15 protein-coding genes are annotated in these 14302 nt (G+C 72.2%); 4 read left to right on the top strand and 11 right to left on the bottom strand.

Features of this window, described 5'->3' with window-relative positions:
* Positions 1-25: 25 nt before the first annotated feature.
* The 8 genes from ABZ194_RS00790 to hisD are packed head-to-tail and all read right to left on the bottom strand — an operon-like array spanning position 26 to position 5351.
* Positions 26-433 carry a Rid family hydrolase gene (locus tag ABZ194_RS00790; protein ID WP_355590185.1) on the bottom strand — a complete coding sequence of 136 codons (408 nt, stop codon included), beginning with the start codon at positions 431-433 and terminating at the stop codon, positions 26-28.
* A gap of 28 nt (positions 434-461) precedes the next feature.
* On the bottom strand, positions 462-1184 hold the full coding sequence (gene priA / locus ABZ194_RS00785) for a bifunctional 1-(5-phosphoribosyl)-5-((5-phosphoribosylamino)methylideneamino)imidazole-4-carboxamide isomerase/phosphoribosylanthranilate isomerase PriA (RefSeq protein WP_355590182.1): 723 nt from the start codon (positions 1182-1184) through the stop codon (positions 462-464).
* A 4-nt stretch (positions 1185-1188) separates the two neighbouring features.
* A complete protein-coding gene (locus tag ABZ194_RS00780) occupies positions 1189-1530 on the bottom strand; it encodes a hypothetical protein (RefSeq protein WP_355590179.1) in 342 nt (113 codons plus the stop codon).
* Between the two features lie 22 nt (positions 1531-1552).
* Positions 1553-2188, bottom strand: coding sequence for an imidazole glycerol phosphate synthase subunit HisH (gene hisH, locus ABZ194_RS00775; RefSeq protein WP_355590555.1), 636 nt, complete (start codon positions 2186-2188; stop codon positions 1553-1555).
* On the bottom strand, positions 2179-2334 hold the full coding sequence (locus ABZ194_RS00770; RefSeq protein WP_355590176.1) for a hypothetical protein: 156 nt from the start codon (positions 2332-2334) through the stop codon (positions 2179-2181). Before ABZ194_RS00770 ends, hisH begins: the two co-directional genes overlap by 10 nt.
* Positions 2335-2359: 25 nt before the next feature.
* On the bottom strand, positions 2360-2980 hold the full coding sequence (hisB, locus tag ABZ194_RS00765) for an imidazoleglycerol-phosphate dehydratase HisB (protein WP_355590173.1): 621 nt from the start codon (positions 2978-2980) through the stop codon (positions 2360-2362).
* Positions 2977-4047 (bottom strand): histidinol-phosphate transaminase, encoded by a 1071-nt coding sequence (locus ABZ194_RS00760; protein WP_355590170.1) that lies wholly within the window; start codon positions 4045-4047, stop codon positions 2977-2979. Before ABZ194_RS00760 ends, hisB begins: the two co-directional genes overlap by 4 nt.
* A complete protein-coding gene (gene hisD, locus ABZ194_RS00755) occupies positions 4044-5351 on the bottom strand; it encodes a histidinol dehydrogenase (RefSeq protein WP_355590167.1) in 1308 nt (435 codons plus the stop codon). The genes ABZ194_RS00760 and hisD overlap by 4 nt, the downstream gene beginning before the upstream one ends.
* Before the next feature lie 99 nt (positions 5352-5450).
* Between hisD and ybaK the strand changes: the two genes are divergently transcribed.
* Both ybaK and ABZ194_RS00745 read left to right on the top strand, forming a co-directional pair.
* Positions 5451-5951 (top strand): Cys-tRNA(Pro) deacylase, encoded by a 501-nt coding sequence (ybaK, locus tag ABZ194_RS00750; protein WP_355590164.1) that lies wholly within the window; start codon positions 5451-5453, stop codon positions 5949-5951.
* A 9-nt stretch (positions 5952-5960) separates the two neighbouring features.
* Positions 5961-7352 (top strand): amidase, encoded by a 1392-nt coding sequence (locus tag ABZ194_RS00745; RefSeq protein WP_355590161.1) that lies wholly within the window; start codon positions 5961-5963, stop codon positions 7350-7352.
* 72 nt (positions 7353-7424) lie between these two features.
* On the opposite strand, the gene ABZ194_RS00740 is transcribed toward ABZ194_RS00745, so the two are convergent.
* On the bottom strand, positions 7425-7964 hold the full coding sequence (locus ABZ194_RS00740) for a hypothetical protein (RefSeq protein ID WP_355590158.1): 540 nt from the start codon (positions 7962-7964) through the stop codon (positions 7425-7427).
* Positions 7965-8083: 119 nt separating this feature from the next.
* Between ABZ194_RS00740 and murA the strand changes: the two genes are divergently transcribed.
* Positions 8084-9400 carry a UDP-N-acetylglucosamine 1-carboxyvinyltransferase gene (murA, locus tag ABZ194_RS00735; RefSeq protein WP_355590155.1) on the top strand — a complete coding sequence of 439 codons (1317 nt, stop codon included), beginning with the start codon at positions 8084-8086 and terminating at the stop codon, positions 9398-9400.
* Positions 9401-9452: 52 nt separating this feature from the next.
* Positions 9453-11726: a transglycosylase domain-containing protein gene (locus ABZ194_RS00730; protein WP_355590152.1), complete on the top strand. Its 2274-nt coding sequence runs from the start codon at positions 9453-9455 to the stop codon at positions 11724-11726.
* Between the two features lie 47 nt (positions 11727-11773).
* Here ABZ194_RS00730 and ABZ194_RS00725 read toward each other — a convergent pair whose 3' ends face one another.
* Both ABZ194_RS00725 and ABZ194_RS00720 read right to left on the bottom strand, forming a co-directional pair.
* The gene (locus ABZ194_RS00725) at positions 11774-13111 is read right to left on the bottom strand and encodes a serine hydrolase domain-containing protein (protein ID WP_355590149.1); all 1338 of its coding nucleotides are present in this window, start codon (positions 13109-13111) and stop codon (positions 11774-11776) included.
* Between the two features lie 116 nt (positions 13112-13227).
* A complete protein-coding gene (locus ABZ194_RS00720; RefSeq protein ID WP_355590146.1) occupies positions 13228-14298 on the bottom strand; it encodes a hypothetical protein in 1071 nt (356 codons plus the stop codon).
* Positions 14299-14302: the final 4 nt, after the last annotated feature.

The following is a 14302-nucleotide window of genomic DNA, read 5'->3' as shown; positions in this document are numbered from 1 at the left end:
CCCGCGTCCCGCCCCGTCCGCCGCCTCATCCGCGGTACGCCTCGACCTCGGCCTCGACCAGCATGCGCGGATCGATCAGACCCGCCACCCGGACTCCCGTGCAGGCGGGGCGGACCTCACCGAACAGCTCGGCGTGCGCGCGGCCGACCTCGTCGTAGTACCGGTCGTCGACCACGAAGTAACGGACCCGCACCACGTCACTGCGGGACAGGCCCGCCGTCTCGATGGCGTCCAGCGCGACGCCGAAGGCGGTCAGCGACTGCCGGTAGGCGTCGCCGACATACTGGACCTCGCCGTCGACGGTGGCGGTACAGCCCGAGACGATCACCCACGGGCCGGCCACCACCGCACGGGCATAACGGTACCGTTCCTCCCAGACGCCACCGCTGAACACCCGGGTGCCCGAGCGGTGAGGTGGCGCGTTCCCTCTCACGTGACGTATCCCTCCCGCGTCACGCGTCCTACGAGCTCACCGCGGCCAGGGCGTCCTCAAGGGTGAACGCCTGGGCGTAGAGGGCCTTCCCCACGATCGCCCCCTCGACACCGATCGGCACCAGCGACGCCAGGGCCCGCAGATCGTCCAGGGAGGAGACCCCTCCGCTGGCCACCACCGGCTTGGCCGTACGGGCGCAGACCTCGCGCAGCAGGTCGAGGTTGGGGCCGCGCAGGGTGCCGTCCTTGGTGACGTCGGTGACGACGTAGCGGGGGCAGCCGTCGGCCTCAAGACGCTCCAGAACCTCCCACAGGTCGCCCCCCTCCCGGGTCCAGCCCCGGGCGGCCAGGGTGGTGCCCCGGACGTCCAGGCCGATCGCGATCCTGTCGCCGTACTCGGCGATGATCTTGGAGCACCAGGCGGGGTTCTCCAGCGCCGCGGTGCCGATGTTGACCCGGCGGCAGCCGGTGGCCAGCGCCGTCTCCAGGGAGACGTCGTCGCGAATACCTCCGGACATCTCGACCTTGACGTCGAGCGCGTCCACCACGGAGGCGAGCAGCTCGCGGTTGGAGCCCCGGCCGAAGGCGGCGTCGAGGTCGACCAGGTGGATCCACTCGGCGCCGGCCTCCTGCCAGGCGAGCGCCGCGGAGAGGGGGTCGCCGTAGGAGGTCTCGGTGCCTGCCGCCCCCTGGACCAGGCGGACCGCCTGGCCGTCGGCGACGTCCACGGCGGGCAGCAACTCTAGCGACATCTGATCAAGACCTCCGGTCGAAGACAAGGGTGATAAAAAGCGGTACAAAAAGCACCGAAAGCACCAACAGACCGAACCGTGCGGTCCACGAGGACCACAGCAGCCAGCCGATCATCTGAACGATGAGAAACAGGACCGCCACCAGGCCGTTCTGCGCCCTGCGGCGGCGGGCCGCCACCCCGCCCTGGACGGCGATCCGGACCGGCCTGCCGGGCAGGAGCGCGACGACCCGGCCGACGCGCTCGCGCCGCCGGGCCAGCCTGGCCTCCCGCTCGGCGCGCAGGGCCGCCCGGCGGGCCTGCTCGGCCTCTCGCACCGCCCTGCGCCTGGCCCGCTCCCTGCTCACCGAGGGCTCACATGGGTGCGGCTCATTTGACGGTGGCGAGCCAGTTGGCGAGCAGCTGGGCCCCGGCGTCACCCGACTTCTCCGGGTGGAACTGGGTGGCCGTGAGCGGGCCGTTCTCCACCGCCGCGACGAACGGGACGCCGTGCTCGGACCAGGTGACCAGGGGGTCGGTGAACCCCGGGCCCGCCTGGAGCCGCCAGGTCCGCACGCCGTACGAGTGGACGAAGTAGAAACGTGTGTCAGGGTCGAACCCGGCGAACAGCACGCTGTCCCCGGGCGCCCTGACCGTGTTCCACCCCATGTGCGGCAGGACGGGCGCGTCGAGCCGCTCGACCGTGCCCGGCCACTCCCCGCACCCGGAGGTCGTGACGCCGTGCTCGACGCCCGTCTCGAAGAGGATCTGCATGCCGACGCAGATGCCGAGGACCGGCCTCCCCGCCGACAGCCGCCGGTCGATGATCCGGTCACCGCGTACGGCGCGCAGCCCCTCCATGCAGGCGGCGAACGCCCCGACCCCCGGCACGACGAGGCCGTCGGCCTCCATCGCCTCCGTGTAGTCGGAGGTCACCGTGACCTCGGCGCCGACCCTGGCCAGGGCCCGCTCCGCCGAGCGGAGGTTGCCCGACCCGTAGTCCAGAACCGTCACCCTCACCACCAGAGCACCGCCGCGGTAGTCGCCATGGCCGCGAGCACGCCGAGCAGCAGCGCCCCCGCCTTGAGCCCCTGCTTGAGAAAGGAGACGACCCCGCCGACGAGGAACATGGCCACGAAGGCCATCGCGACGGCCTGCCAGTTGTCGCTCACGCCTTCCCCGCCTCCGGCCGGCCGCTCACAGGACGCCCTTGGTGCTCGGCACCCCGGTGGCCCGGGGGTCGAGCTCCGACGCCTCGCGCAGCGCCCTGGCCAGGGCCTTGAACTGCGCCTCCACGATGTGGTGGGCGTTACGGCCGTAGGGCACGTGGACGTGCAGGCAGATCGCGGCCTGGGCGACGAACGACTCCAGGATGTGCCTGGTCATCGTGGTGTCGTACTCCGGGCCGATCATCGGGGCCATGCCCTCGGGCTCGGTGTGCACGAGGTACGGCCGGCCGGACAGATCGACCGTGACCTGGGCGAGGGACTCGTCCAGCGGGCAGGACGCGCTACCGAACCGCCGGATCCCCGACTTGTCGCCCAGAGCCTGCCGGAACGCGGCCCCCAGGGCGAGCGAGGTGTCCTCGATCGTGTGGTGCGAGTCGATGTGCAGGTCGCCCTCGGTCTTCACGGTCAGGTCGAACAGGCCGTGCTTGCCGAGCTGGTTCAGCATGTGGTCGAAGAACCCGACACCGGTCGACACGTCGACGTATCCGGTGCCGTCGAGGTTGACCTCGACCAGCACCGAGGTCTCCTTGGTAGCGCGCTCCACCCTGCCCAGGCGCTTCGCCGGCTCGGTTCCGGCAAGACTGCTCACAGCGTTCCCTCCAGGGCGGCGCGGAAGGCCGCCATCTCCTCCGTCGTTCCGACGGACACTCGCAGCCACCCGGGCGGGCCCACCTCGCGGATCAGCACCCCGCGGTCGAGCATGCCCTCCCAGATCGCGTGCCTGTCCGGAAAACGGCCGAACAACACGAAGTTGGCGTCCGAGTCCGCGACCTCCAGGCCCCTGCCCCGCAGCCACTCCACCGTGGCGTCCCGCTCGGCCCGCAGCGCCTCGACGGTGCCGAGCAGCTCGGCCCGGTGGGCGAGCGCCGTCCGCGCCGCCGTCTGGGTGAGCGTCGACAGGTGGTAGGGCAGGCGGACCAGGAGCAGGGCCTCGATCACCGCCGGGTGGGCGGCGAGGTAGCCGAGCCGGGTGCCCGCCATGGCGAACGCCTTGGACATGGTCCGCGTGACGATGAGCCGGGGACCGCCCGGCAGCAGGGTCAGCGCGGACGGCGTGCCGGTCCGGGCGAACTCGAAGTACGCCTCGTCCACCACGACCATGCCGGGCGCGGCCTCGACGATCCGGGCGATCACCTCCGGCGCGAGCGCGGTGCCGGTCGGGTTGTTGGGCGAGGTCAGGAAGACGACGTCGGGCCGGCGCTCCTCGATCAGGGCGACGGCCTTGCCCGGGTCGATCCCGAAGTCCTCCTCACGCGCCCCGGAGATCCACTCGGTCGAGGCGCCGGTGGTGATGATCGGGTGCATCGAGTAGGAGGGCTCGAAGCCGAGCGCGCTGCGGCCGGGGCCGCCGAACGCCTGCAGGATCTGCTGGATCACCTCGTTGGAGCCGTTGGCCGCCCAGACCTGTTCCGCCCCCAGGCCGTGGCCGAGGTAGGCGGCCAGATCCCGGCGCAGGGCGACGGCGTCGCGGTCGGGGTAGCGGTTGAGCTCGGCCGCGCCTCGCCGTACGGCCTCGGCCAGGTCGGCGACCAGGGCCGCGGAGGGCCCGTAGGGGTTCTCGTTGGTGTTGAGCCGCACCGGGACGTCGATCTGGGGGGCGCCGTAGGGCGACCGTCCCCGCAGGTCGTCCCGGATCGGCAGGTCCTCAAGCCTCATGAGGGGATCTCCCAGTCGAACCTGGCGCGGATCGCCGCGCCGTGCGCGGGCAGGTCCTCGGCGTCGGCGAGCACGCACACGTGCGCGGCGGCGCCGGCCAGGGCCTCCCGGCTGTAGTCGACGACGTGGATGCCCCGCAGGAAGGTCTGCACCGACAGGCCGGAGGAGTGGCAGGCGCAGCCTCCGGTGGGCAGCACGTGGTTGGATCCGGCCAGGTAGTCGCCGAGCGAGACCGGCGCGTAGGTGCCGACGAAGATCGCGCCGGCGTTGCGGACCCGGGCGGCGAGCGCGGGCGCGTCGGCGGTGTGGATCTCCAGGTGCTCGGCGGCGTAGGCGTCGACGACGCGCAGCCCGGCCTCCATGTCGTCGACCAGCAGGATGCCCGACTGGCGGCCGGCCAGAGCCTCGGTGACGCGCCCGGCGTGCTTGGTCGCGGCCACCTGCGCGGGCAGCTCACGCGCGACGGCGTCGGCCAGCTCGGCGGAGTCGGTGACGAGCACGGCGGCGGCGATCGTGTCGTGCTCGGCCTGGCTGATCAGGTCGGCGGCCACGTGCACGGGGTCGGCCGTCGCGTCGGCGAGGATGGCGATCTCGGTGGGCCCGGCCTCGGAGTCGATGCCGATCCGGCCCTTGAGCAGCCGTTTGGCGGCGGTGACCCAGATGTTGCCCGGACCGGTGACCATGGTGACCGGCGGGCACTCCTCGGTGCCGTAGGCGAACATCGCCACCGCCTGGGCGCCGCCGACGGCGTAGACCTCGTCCACGCCGAGCAGCGCGCACGCGGCCAGGATGGCCGGGTGCGGCAGCCCGCCGAACTCCTTCTGGGCCGGTGAGGTGACGGCGAGGGAGGGGACCCCCGCCTCCTGGGCGGGGACGACGTTCATGACCACGCTGGAGGGGTAGACCGCCCGGCCGCCGGGGACGTAGAGGCCCACGCGCTCGACGGCGACCCAGCGCTCGGTGACGGTGCCGCCGGGCACCACCCGGGTGGTGACGTCGGTGCGCCGCTGGTCGCGGTGGACGAGCCTGGCGCGGCGGATCGACTCCTCCAGGGCGGCGCGGACCCTCGGGTCCAGCTCCCGCAGCGCCCCGGTGATCGCCTCCACGGGCACCCGGGTGGACTCCAGTTCGACACCGTCGAACCTCGCGGTCAGCTCTCGCACGGCTCGGGCGCCACGATGCCGCACGTCCTCGCAGATCAGCCGCACCTTCTCCAGGGCGGCCTCAACGTCGAGCTCGGCACGGGGCAGCACGTCGCGCAGGTCCTTCGGCAGGACCCCGCGCAGGTCGGTACGGGAAATCACCTGTCCAGTCTACGGAGGCCCGGCAACCGCTATCGTTCCGTCCGCCATCCGGACACCATCTTTACATTGTAGATTTTGATTGGGCACTACACTTCCCCCGTGAGCAAGAGCAGGAACAGGGGAGACCGGAAAACCCCGGCGGCGGTGGCGTTGGCCCAGGCCGGAGCGGATTTCACCCTCCACCCCTACGAGCACGACGCGAACGCCCAGGCCTACGGCGAGGAGGCGGCCGACGCGCTCGGCGTGCCGTACGAGCGGATCTTCAAGACGCTGGTGGCCGAGGTGGACGGCGAGCTGGCCGTCGCGGTCGTACCGGTGGCCGGCAGGCTGGACCTCAAAGCCCTGGCCTCGGCGCTCGGGGGCAAGCGGGCCTCGATGGCCGACGCGGCCAAGGTGGAGCGGGTCACCGGCTACGTGGTGGGCGGGATCAGCCCGCTGGGGCAGCGCAGACGGCTGCCGACCGTCGTCGACGCCTCGGCTCTGGACTTCGAGACGGTCTACTTCTCCGCGGGACGCCGGGGACTGCAAGTCGAGACGGCCCCGGCGGAGCTGGTACGGCTGGCGGAGGCGGTCACCGCCCCCATCGGCAAGGCGGGTTAGCGGAAGCGGATGTTCTACCTGACAGCCACCGAGATGGTGGAACTGCTGCGCACCCGGCGGATCGGCGCGGTCGAGCTGCTCCGGGCGCACCTGGACCGGATCGAGGAGGTGAACCCGCGCGTCAACGCGATCGTCACCCTGGCGGCCGAACGCGCGCTCCTGGAGGCGGCGGAGGCCGACCGGGATCTGGCGAGGGGGCGCCCCCGCGGACCGCTCCACGGGCTGCCGGTCGCGCACAAGGACCTCACCGACACCGCGGGGATCCGCACCACCTACGGCTCGCCGCTCTTCGCCGGCCACGTCCCCGGCCGCGACTCCCCCATCGTGCGGCGGATGCGCGAGGCCGGGGCCATCACGATCGGCAAGACCAACACCCCGGAGTTCGGCACCGGCTCCCACACGGTGAACGAGCTTTTCGGCGCCACCCGCAACCCCTACGACCTGTCGAGGTCGGCGGGCGGCAGCAGCGGCGGGGCCGCCGCCGCGCTGGCGGCCGGGATGGTGCCCCTGGCCGACGGCTCCGACATGGGCGGCTCGCTGCGCAACCCGGCCTCCTTCTGCAACGTGGTCGGGCTGCGCCCGACGCCGGGACGGGTGCCCTCGCCCTCACCGGCGGCCGCGTGGTTCACCCTCGGCGTACCGGGACCGATGGCCCGCACCGTGGCGGACCTGGCGCTGCTGATGAGCGTGGTCTCCGGCTTCGACGCCGCCTCCCCCCTGTCGATCGCCGAGAGCGGCGCGGCCTTCGCCGAGCCGCTGGAGACGGACCTGACGGGGCTGCGCGTGGCGTGGAGCCCCGACCTGGGCGGGCTGCCGGTGGACGTCGAGACGGCGAAGGTCACCGCGGACGCCCCGGCGGTGCTGGCCCGGCTGGGCGCCCGGGTGGAGCGGGTGGAGGTGGACCTGTCGGACGCCGAGGACGCCTTCCGGATCTACCGGGCGTGGTACTACGCGCTGTCCTACGGCGACCTGCCCCGTGAACGGCTGGGCCCCAACGTGCGCTGGAACGTCGAACAGGGCCTCGGCTTGACGGGGGCGGACCTGGCCAGGGCCGAGCGGCTCCGCAGCGGCCTCTACCTGCGGATGCGCGACTTCTTCGCCGCCTACGACGTCCTGGTGGCGCCGGTCAGTCAGGTGCCGCCGTTCCCGGTGGAGGCGCCGTACGTCTCGGAGATCAACGGGGAGGCGCTGCCCGACTACCTGGCGTGGATGCGCTCCGCCTACTGGATCAGCGTGCTGCACGCCCCCGCGGCCTCGGTGCCGTGCGGGTTCACCCCCGGCGGGCTCCCGGTGGGCGTGCAGATCGTCGGACGCCCCTTCGCCGACCTGGAGGTGCTGCGGCTGGCCCACGCCTTCGAGCGGGCCACCGGCCACGGCACGCGCAGGCCGCCCTGCCGCTGACCCCTCCGCCGCTGACCCCTCCGCCGATGGCACCGGCGTCGTGAGGGGGCGGCGTCGCGAGGGGCGGGGACCCTACCGGCGGCTGATGTCGTAGCCGGACAGCGGCCCATAGGGGTCCTGCCCGCCGAACGGGCGGCGGAGCGGCGAGTCACGGTAGCCCGCGACGCCCTCCAGGACGAAGAACAGGCCGACGGCCAGCGTCGGCCAGGCGTACAGCACCCCGCGCGCGGTCAGGTCGAGCGGCCCCGGCACCACCGACACCACCGGCCCCGAGGCGGCGACGGTCGTCGCGCCGAGGTTGACGGCCCGGCCCACCAGCAGCGCGAGATATCCGCCGAGCAGGCCGCCCCCGGCCAGGCCGAGGACCGCGGCGAGCGGGCGCCCCCGGCGCGACAGGCTGTAGCCGACGGCGCCGCACGCCAGCCCGAGGACGCCGGTGACCACGGCGAACCAGCCGTCCGCCGCGATGAGCGCCTGGGTGGAGGGGTCGGCCAGAGTCGGCCCCTGACCGGTCACCACGTACGGCGGGCGCGGCGCGAGATACGACCACAGGACACCGGCGGCCACTCCGAGAAGGCCCAGCACCAGCACGGTGACTGTGAAATCGCGCACATGCCGCAATGTGTGCCCCCCTACCCGCTGTACTTATGTCTGTACTGATGTGCCCGATGTTACCGATCCCCCGGCCCGTGGTCCCCGGGGCGTGAGACGAATCCCGTTACGCTGTCGGAGTGAACGAAGAGGTATGGCTGATCGAGCCCTCCGGGCCGCTCCGCGGCGACGTCGAGGTCCGCGGGTCCAAGAACGGCGTCTCCAAGCATATGGTCGCCGCGATGCTGGGCATCGGGGAGAGCACGATCCACAACGCCCCCGACGTGGGTGAGGTCGAGATCACCGCGCAGATGCTGCGGGCGCTCGGCATCGACGTGGAGATCACCCCTCGCGAGATCAGGGTCGCCCAGGGGGCGCAGATCAACCCGCACGTACCCGCGGCGTTCACCGGCCTCAACCGGATCCCCATCCTGATGCTGGGCCCGCTGCTGCACCTGGCGGGCGAGGCGTTCGTCCCGCTGGTCGGCGGCGACCCGATCGGGCGCCGCCCCGTCGACTTCCACGTCGAGGCGCTGCGCGCGATGGGCGCGGAGGTCGAGGTGAGCGACACCGGCGTCTACGCCAGGGCCAAGCGACTGCGCGGCACCCGGATCGAGCTGCCCTATCCGAGCGTGGGCGCGACCGAGACGATCCTGATGTCGGCGGTGCTGGCCGAGGGCAAGACCGTGCTCAAGGGGGCGGCCATGGAGCCGGAGGTGGTGGAGCTCGCCCTTTTCCTGCAGCGGATGGGCGCGCGCATCGAGCTCAGCCCGGACCGGCGCATCGTGATCGAGGGGGTGGAGCGGCTGCGCGGCGCCTCCACCTGGCTCAACGGCGACCGGATCGAGGCGTTCTCCTACCTGGCGGCCGGCCTGATCACCGGCGGTGAGGTCCGCGTGCACGGGTGCCCGCAGGACCGCCTGGTCACCGCGATCACCACCCTGGCCCGGATGGGCGCCGAGATGGACATCACCGACGACTACGTGTCGGCGTCGGCGCCGGACGGCCTGCGGGCCGCGGCGGTGCAGACCGACACGCACCCGGGGTTCATGACCGACTGGCAGACGCCGCTGATGGTCCTGTTCACACAGGCCCAGGGCATGTCTGTGCTGCACGAGACGGTGTTCGAGAACCGGCTGGTCTACGTGCCCGCGCTGCAGAAGATGGGGTGCGAGATCGAGGTCTTCGACGTGTGCCTCGGCGGCCCGGCCTGCCGCTACCACGACACCAACGCCAAGCACTCGGCGGTCGTGCGGGGGGTGTCGAAGCTGCGCGGCGCCGACGTGACCCTGCCCGACATCCGGGCCGGATTCTCCGCGGTGCTCGCCGCCGCGGCCGCGGAGGGCACCTCCACGCTGCGCGGGGTGCACCACATCGAGCGGGGCTATCACCGCCCGTTCGAGCAGTTCGCCTCACTGGGCCTGCGGGTCAGCAGGGAAGTGGTCCAGGAAGGGTAAAGACTGACGGCCGGGTGTTTGTCCTTGGTCATCCGGCCGCACGTTACTATCCGTGACAGAGCGATCATCTGAGGTGAGGCGCGGGGCCGGTGCGTGCCTGCGAGGGCTGGCGTTCTGCGGGGTGCTCGGCGGGCTGCTGATGGGAGCCGTGGCCCTGCCGGTGGTCGGCGGGGCCGGGATCACCACCAACGGGGTCGCGCGCACCTTCATCGACCTGCCGCCCAGCCCGCGTGAGGACCCGCTCCCCGAGCGCACGGTGCTCCTGGACAAGAACGGCAGGCAGTTCGCCCAGTTCTACACGGAGAACCGGAAGATCGTGAAGCTCGACCGGATCGCCCCGGTCATGCGCCAGGCGATCGTGGCGATCGAGGACTCCCGGTTCTACGAGCACGCGGGCCTGGACATCAAGGGGACACTGCGGGCGCTGGTGACCAACACCCAGGCCGGTGGGGTACGGCAGGGCGGATCCTCGCTCACCCAGCAGCTCGTGAAGAACATCCTGATCGAGAACGCCGAGACCGACGCCGAGCGGGCCAGGGCCCGTGAACCGAGCATCAGGCGCAAGATCAACGAGCTGCGGTACGCGCTGGCGATGGAGAACAAGTACTCCAAGGCCGAGATCCTGGAACGCTACCTCAACATCGCCTACTTCGGCGCGGGGGCGTTCGGGGTCGAGGCCGCGGCCCAGCGGTTCTTCTCCGTCTCGGCGTCGAGGCTGTCGCTGCGGCAGGCCGCGACGCTGGCCGGCGCGGTGCGCACGCCGTACTCGACGGACCCCTCGCTGGGCCGGCAGCGCCGTCAGCGCCTGCGGGAGCGCCGGGACATCGTGCTGGACCGGATGGCCCAGGTGGGGAACATTCCCCAGGCCCAGGCCGAGGCCACCAAGCGCAAGCCGCTGGACATCCGCCTGAAGCCGGAACCCGGCGGCTGCGGCGGGAGCCCCTACTCCTACTTCTGCCTCTACGTCCACCGGGAACTGCTGAACAACCCGGTGTTCGGCCACAGCCGCGCCGAACGGGAGCGCCGCCTGGCCAGGGGCGGCATCGTGCTGCGGACCAGCCTGGCCCCGAACGCCCAGCGGGCCGCGCAGCGGGCCATCTCCTCCCGGGTTTCCCCGGAGGACACCGAGGTCGCGGCAGAGGCGATGGTCGAACCGGGAACCGGGCGGATCAGGGCGATGGCCGCGAGCAAGAGATACGGCCGTAACTCCGGCAACGTCAGGAACGGCCCCAGCACCACCTACAACCTGCCGGCCGACGTGGCCCACGGCGGCGGCATGGGCTTCCAGGCCGGGTCCACGTTCAAGGTGTTCACCCTGGCCACCGCGCTGGGCCAGGGCTGGCGGTTCGACGACGGCTTCATGACGCCGGGCCGGTTCGTGCCCGCCGGCGGCTACCGCGACTGCCGGGGACGCCGGGTGAACGACCCCAACGCGGAGATCTTCAACGCCAGCGGCGAGGGAAGCGGCGGCCCGCAGAGCATCTCCACCGGCACCTGGAAGTCGGTGAACATCTTCTACATGATGCTGGAGCGGCGGGTCGGCCTCTGCCAGGTGATCAAGACCGCCAAGGCGCTCGGTGTGGCCCGCGCGGACGGCACGCCGCTGCGCGAGGTCCCGACCTTCACCCTCGGGGTCAACGAGATGGACCCGGTGACGGTGGCGGCGGCGTTCGCCGCGTTCGGCGCACGCGGTCGCTACTGCCGCCCGATGGCCGTCCTCGACATGGTCGAGCGGGACGGCACCCGCACCACCGTGCCGCCGAGCTGCGGGCAGGCGATCGATCGTGGCGTGGCCGACGCGGTGAACCACATCCTGTCCGGGGTGTTCACCAAGGGCACCATGACGGGCCAGAGCATCGGCCGCGACGCCGGAGGTAAGACCGGCACCAACAACGGCTACACCTCGGCGTGGTTCGCCGGCTACACCCCCGACATGGCCGCCGCGGTCAGCCTGGGCGACATCCGGGGCTCCTACCGCCACCCGCTGCGCGACGTGACGATCGGCGGCGAGTACTACGGTCAGGTCCAGGGTGCCTCCCTGCCCGGCCCGATCTGGGTGTCGTCGATGTCCGCCGCGCTGCGGAACGTCGCCCCGTCCTCCTTCCGTCACCCGGACATGAGCCGATTCGGCGGCGGCTACACCCCGGGGCTGGACAAGCTCCTGGAGGCCGAGCGCCGCGCCGGTGAGCGGCGCGGCGACGAACCCCGGAGCGGCGCCCCTCGGGCGGATGAGCCCGGAGGGACGCACGCCCGCGGCGGGGGCCACGGCTACCGAGGATGGAAGGCGAAGTGGAGACGCTGGAAGGCGCACCACCGCCGGCGCTGAACCGGGGCCGCCTCCGGCCGCCCGGAGCCGGAGGCGGCCCCGGGCGGTTACCTCTTGACGAGGGTCTGCTGGGTCGGGAAGGGCCGGAAGGGGTGGCCGCCCTTCGAGAGCGTCGCGCCGGGCCCGCACAGGGCCTGGAATATGTGGGTTCCGAGCGCGTCGTCGATCGGGTGCGGCTGGAGCACGCCGTTCGCGTCGAACCGCTGGTACTTCATCAGGTTGATCCCGAGGGAGATCTGGCGGCGGCCGTCCGGGGCGGACAGCGAGATCGTGCCCGTGCCCCACACGGCTCCGTCGTGACCCCAGAATCGGCCGCAGGGCAGGTCCTCGGCGTAGATGCCGAGGCCGTAGTTCACCATCACGTTGCCCTGCCCGTCGGTGACCGGCACCGTGGTCTGCATCTGCGCGAGCTGCGCGGGCTTCAGGAGCCTGCCGCCCAGCAGCTCCCGGTAGAACCGGTCGAGGTCGCCGGTGGTCGAGACGATCGCGCCGGCCGTGCCCGCCCACGACATGTTGTAGACGCTGTAGTCGCGCGGCGGGTCGATGAGCCCGTAGAACGACTCGTAGGCCTTGGAGTGCGGTCCGGGGATGATCGGCGTGGCCGGGAAGGACGTGTCGCGCAGCCCGGCCCTGCGGATCACCTGCCGGGTGATGTACGACTCGGCCGGGGTGCCGGTCACCTTCTCCAGCAGCAGCCCGGCGATTATGTAGTTGGTGTTGGAGTAGGACCAGTGCTGTCCGGGCTCGCCCGTGGGCGGGGCCGCCAGGCCGAACCCCACCAGCTCCTCGGGGCGGAAGGCGCGGAAACGGTTGTCGTCCAGGCTCTCGGTGGTCCCGCGGAGCAGGGAGGGGAAGGCCCCGCCGATGTAGTCGGCGATGCCGCTGGTGTGGTTGAGCAGCATCCGCACCGTGATCTTCTGGCCGCGCTCGGCGGGGATCAGGTCCGGCAGGTAACGGGCGACGGGCGCGTCGAGCTCGATCAGCCCCCGCTCGACCTGCTGGAGGATGGCCACCGCGACGAAGGTCTTGGTGACGCTGCCGACCCGGTGGAGCATCCCGGAGTGGACCGGCCGGCCGGTGCGCACGTCGGCGACCCCGGCCGCCCCGTCCCAGGACGCGTCGCCGTCCCGCACGCTGGAGTAGACGCCGTACATGCCGGCCCGCCGGATCTCCGCGAGGGTGCGCCGGAGCGCCTGGCGGTCGATCCCGGCCGGCACCGCCTGCCCGGCCCCCGACGGCGCCGATCCGGCTCCGAGCTCCGCCGCCGGTCCGGGGCCGGTCACGGCGGCCGGTGCGGCCGGCGCGACGGCCCAGGTCATGAGCACCGCGCTCATGCCAAGTCCGACGATCGTGAGCCCACGGTTGGAACGTCGTACGAAGGTCATCGCCCACTATCTCCTCGCATCGGAAACACGACACCGCGATCATCGCAATTGGCCGGGGTGCCCGCCTCCCCTTCGGGGATGATCCGATGTTCCTTCACGAGAAGTACGACTAAGGGCTAAGGGACGACTACCGGGGACGCGGCTCCCCTCACCAGCGGGGCCGGGGTGCCGGAGCCGTCCGCGGGGACCGACCAGACATCCGAGCCTTTGGCGTACATCACGGTCCGCCCGTCGAGCCAGGCCGCCTGGTCGTCGACGCTCGCGGTCTCGGCCAGCGGCGTCTCCCGCATGGTGGACAGGTCCAGAAGGTGGAGCCGCCACATGCGGCGCGGGTCGGCGGAGACCCGTTTCTTGAACACCAGCCGGGTGCCGTCGGGCGAGAGCGACGGGCACTCGACGTTCTCCCTGAGCGTCCGCGCCCGCCACTCGCGGTAGTCGCCCTCGACGAGGTACGTGCCGCCGCGGGTGGCCACGGTCGCGTAGAACCTGTTGTCGTCGGCGGCGAAGGTGACGCCCCAGTAGTTCACGTCGGGCGCGTGGTGGCGGCGGCCGTTCAGGGTCAGCGGGATGTCCTCGATGTTGGTGACCGCGTAGCCGGTGCGGGTGTCGAGGATCCCGGTCCAGGTGGAGAAGCCCCCCTGGCTGTAGGAGTCGCCGGTGACGAAGACGGTCCACGAGACCATGCGGCCACTCGGCGACACCCTCGCCCGGTTCGGGATCCCGGCCAGCTTGATCCGGCGGGTCTCCCGCATGGAGCGGTCGAGGATCACCGCGTCCGTGGTGGCCGGTACGCCCGGGTTGGCGACCAGGCAGATCGAGGTGCCGCCCGCCGTGGAGAACCGGTCGCAGACCGGCCCTACGAGTGAGGGAAGAGCTGTGGAGACGGCCGGGGGAACGGCTGGAGAAGCCTCGGGGACGGCTGAGGAGGCGGACGGGAGAACCGGGGACGCGGTCACGGGGACGGCTGGGGAGGAGGACGGGGAGGAGTCCCTGGTCTCCCCCAGCGGCACCCCGGCGACCCGGCCGCCGGCCGTAAGGAACATCAGCTGCCCGGGACGGAGCGGCCCGGCCGCCGCCGAGGCCGGGCGGGCCTCACGGCGCGCGGCCCGGGAGGCGTAGCCGGCCGCCGCGCCGCCCAGCAGGACGAGGGCGGAGAGCAGCACCGCCAGACGCCGGGCCGGGGTCATGACG

Source organism: Streptosporangium sp. NPDC006007 (assembly GCF_040614315.1).
Classification (GTDB): Bacteria; Actinomycetota; Actinomycetes; order Streptosporangiales; family Streptosporangiaceae; genus Streptosporangium.
This window is presented reverse-complemented; position numbering and strand designations above follow the sequence as displayed.

Bases quoted from the DNA above. Each gene is read 5' to 3' on its own strand.
- priA (WP_355590182.1), bottom strand. From the start codon at position 1,184: ATGTCGCTAGAGTTGCTGCCCGCCGTGGACGTCGCCGACGGCCAGGCG.
- ABZ194_RS00760 (WP_355590170.1), bottom strand. From the start codon at position 4,047: ATGAGGCTTGAGGACCTGCCGATCCGGGACGACCTGCGGGGACGGTCG.
- ABZ194_RS00725 (WP_355590149.1), bottom strand. From the start codon at position 13,111: ATGACCTTCGTACGACGTTCCAACCGTGGGCTCACGATCGTCGGACTT.
- ABZ194_RS00720 (WP_355590146.1), bottom strand. From the start codon at position 14,298: ATGACCCCGGCCCGGCGTCTGGCGGTGCTGCTCTCCGCCCTCGTCCTG.
- ABZ194_RS00745 (WP_355590161.1), top strand. From the start codon at position 5,961: ATGTTCTACCTGACAGCCACCGAGATGGTGGAACTGCTGCGCACCCGG.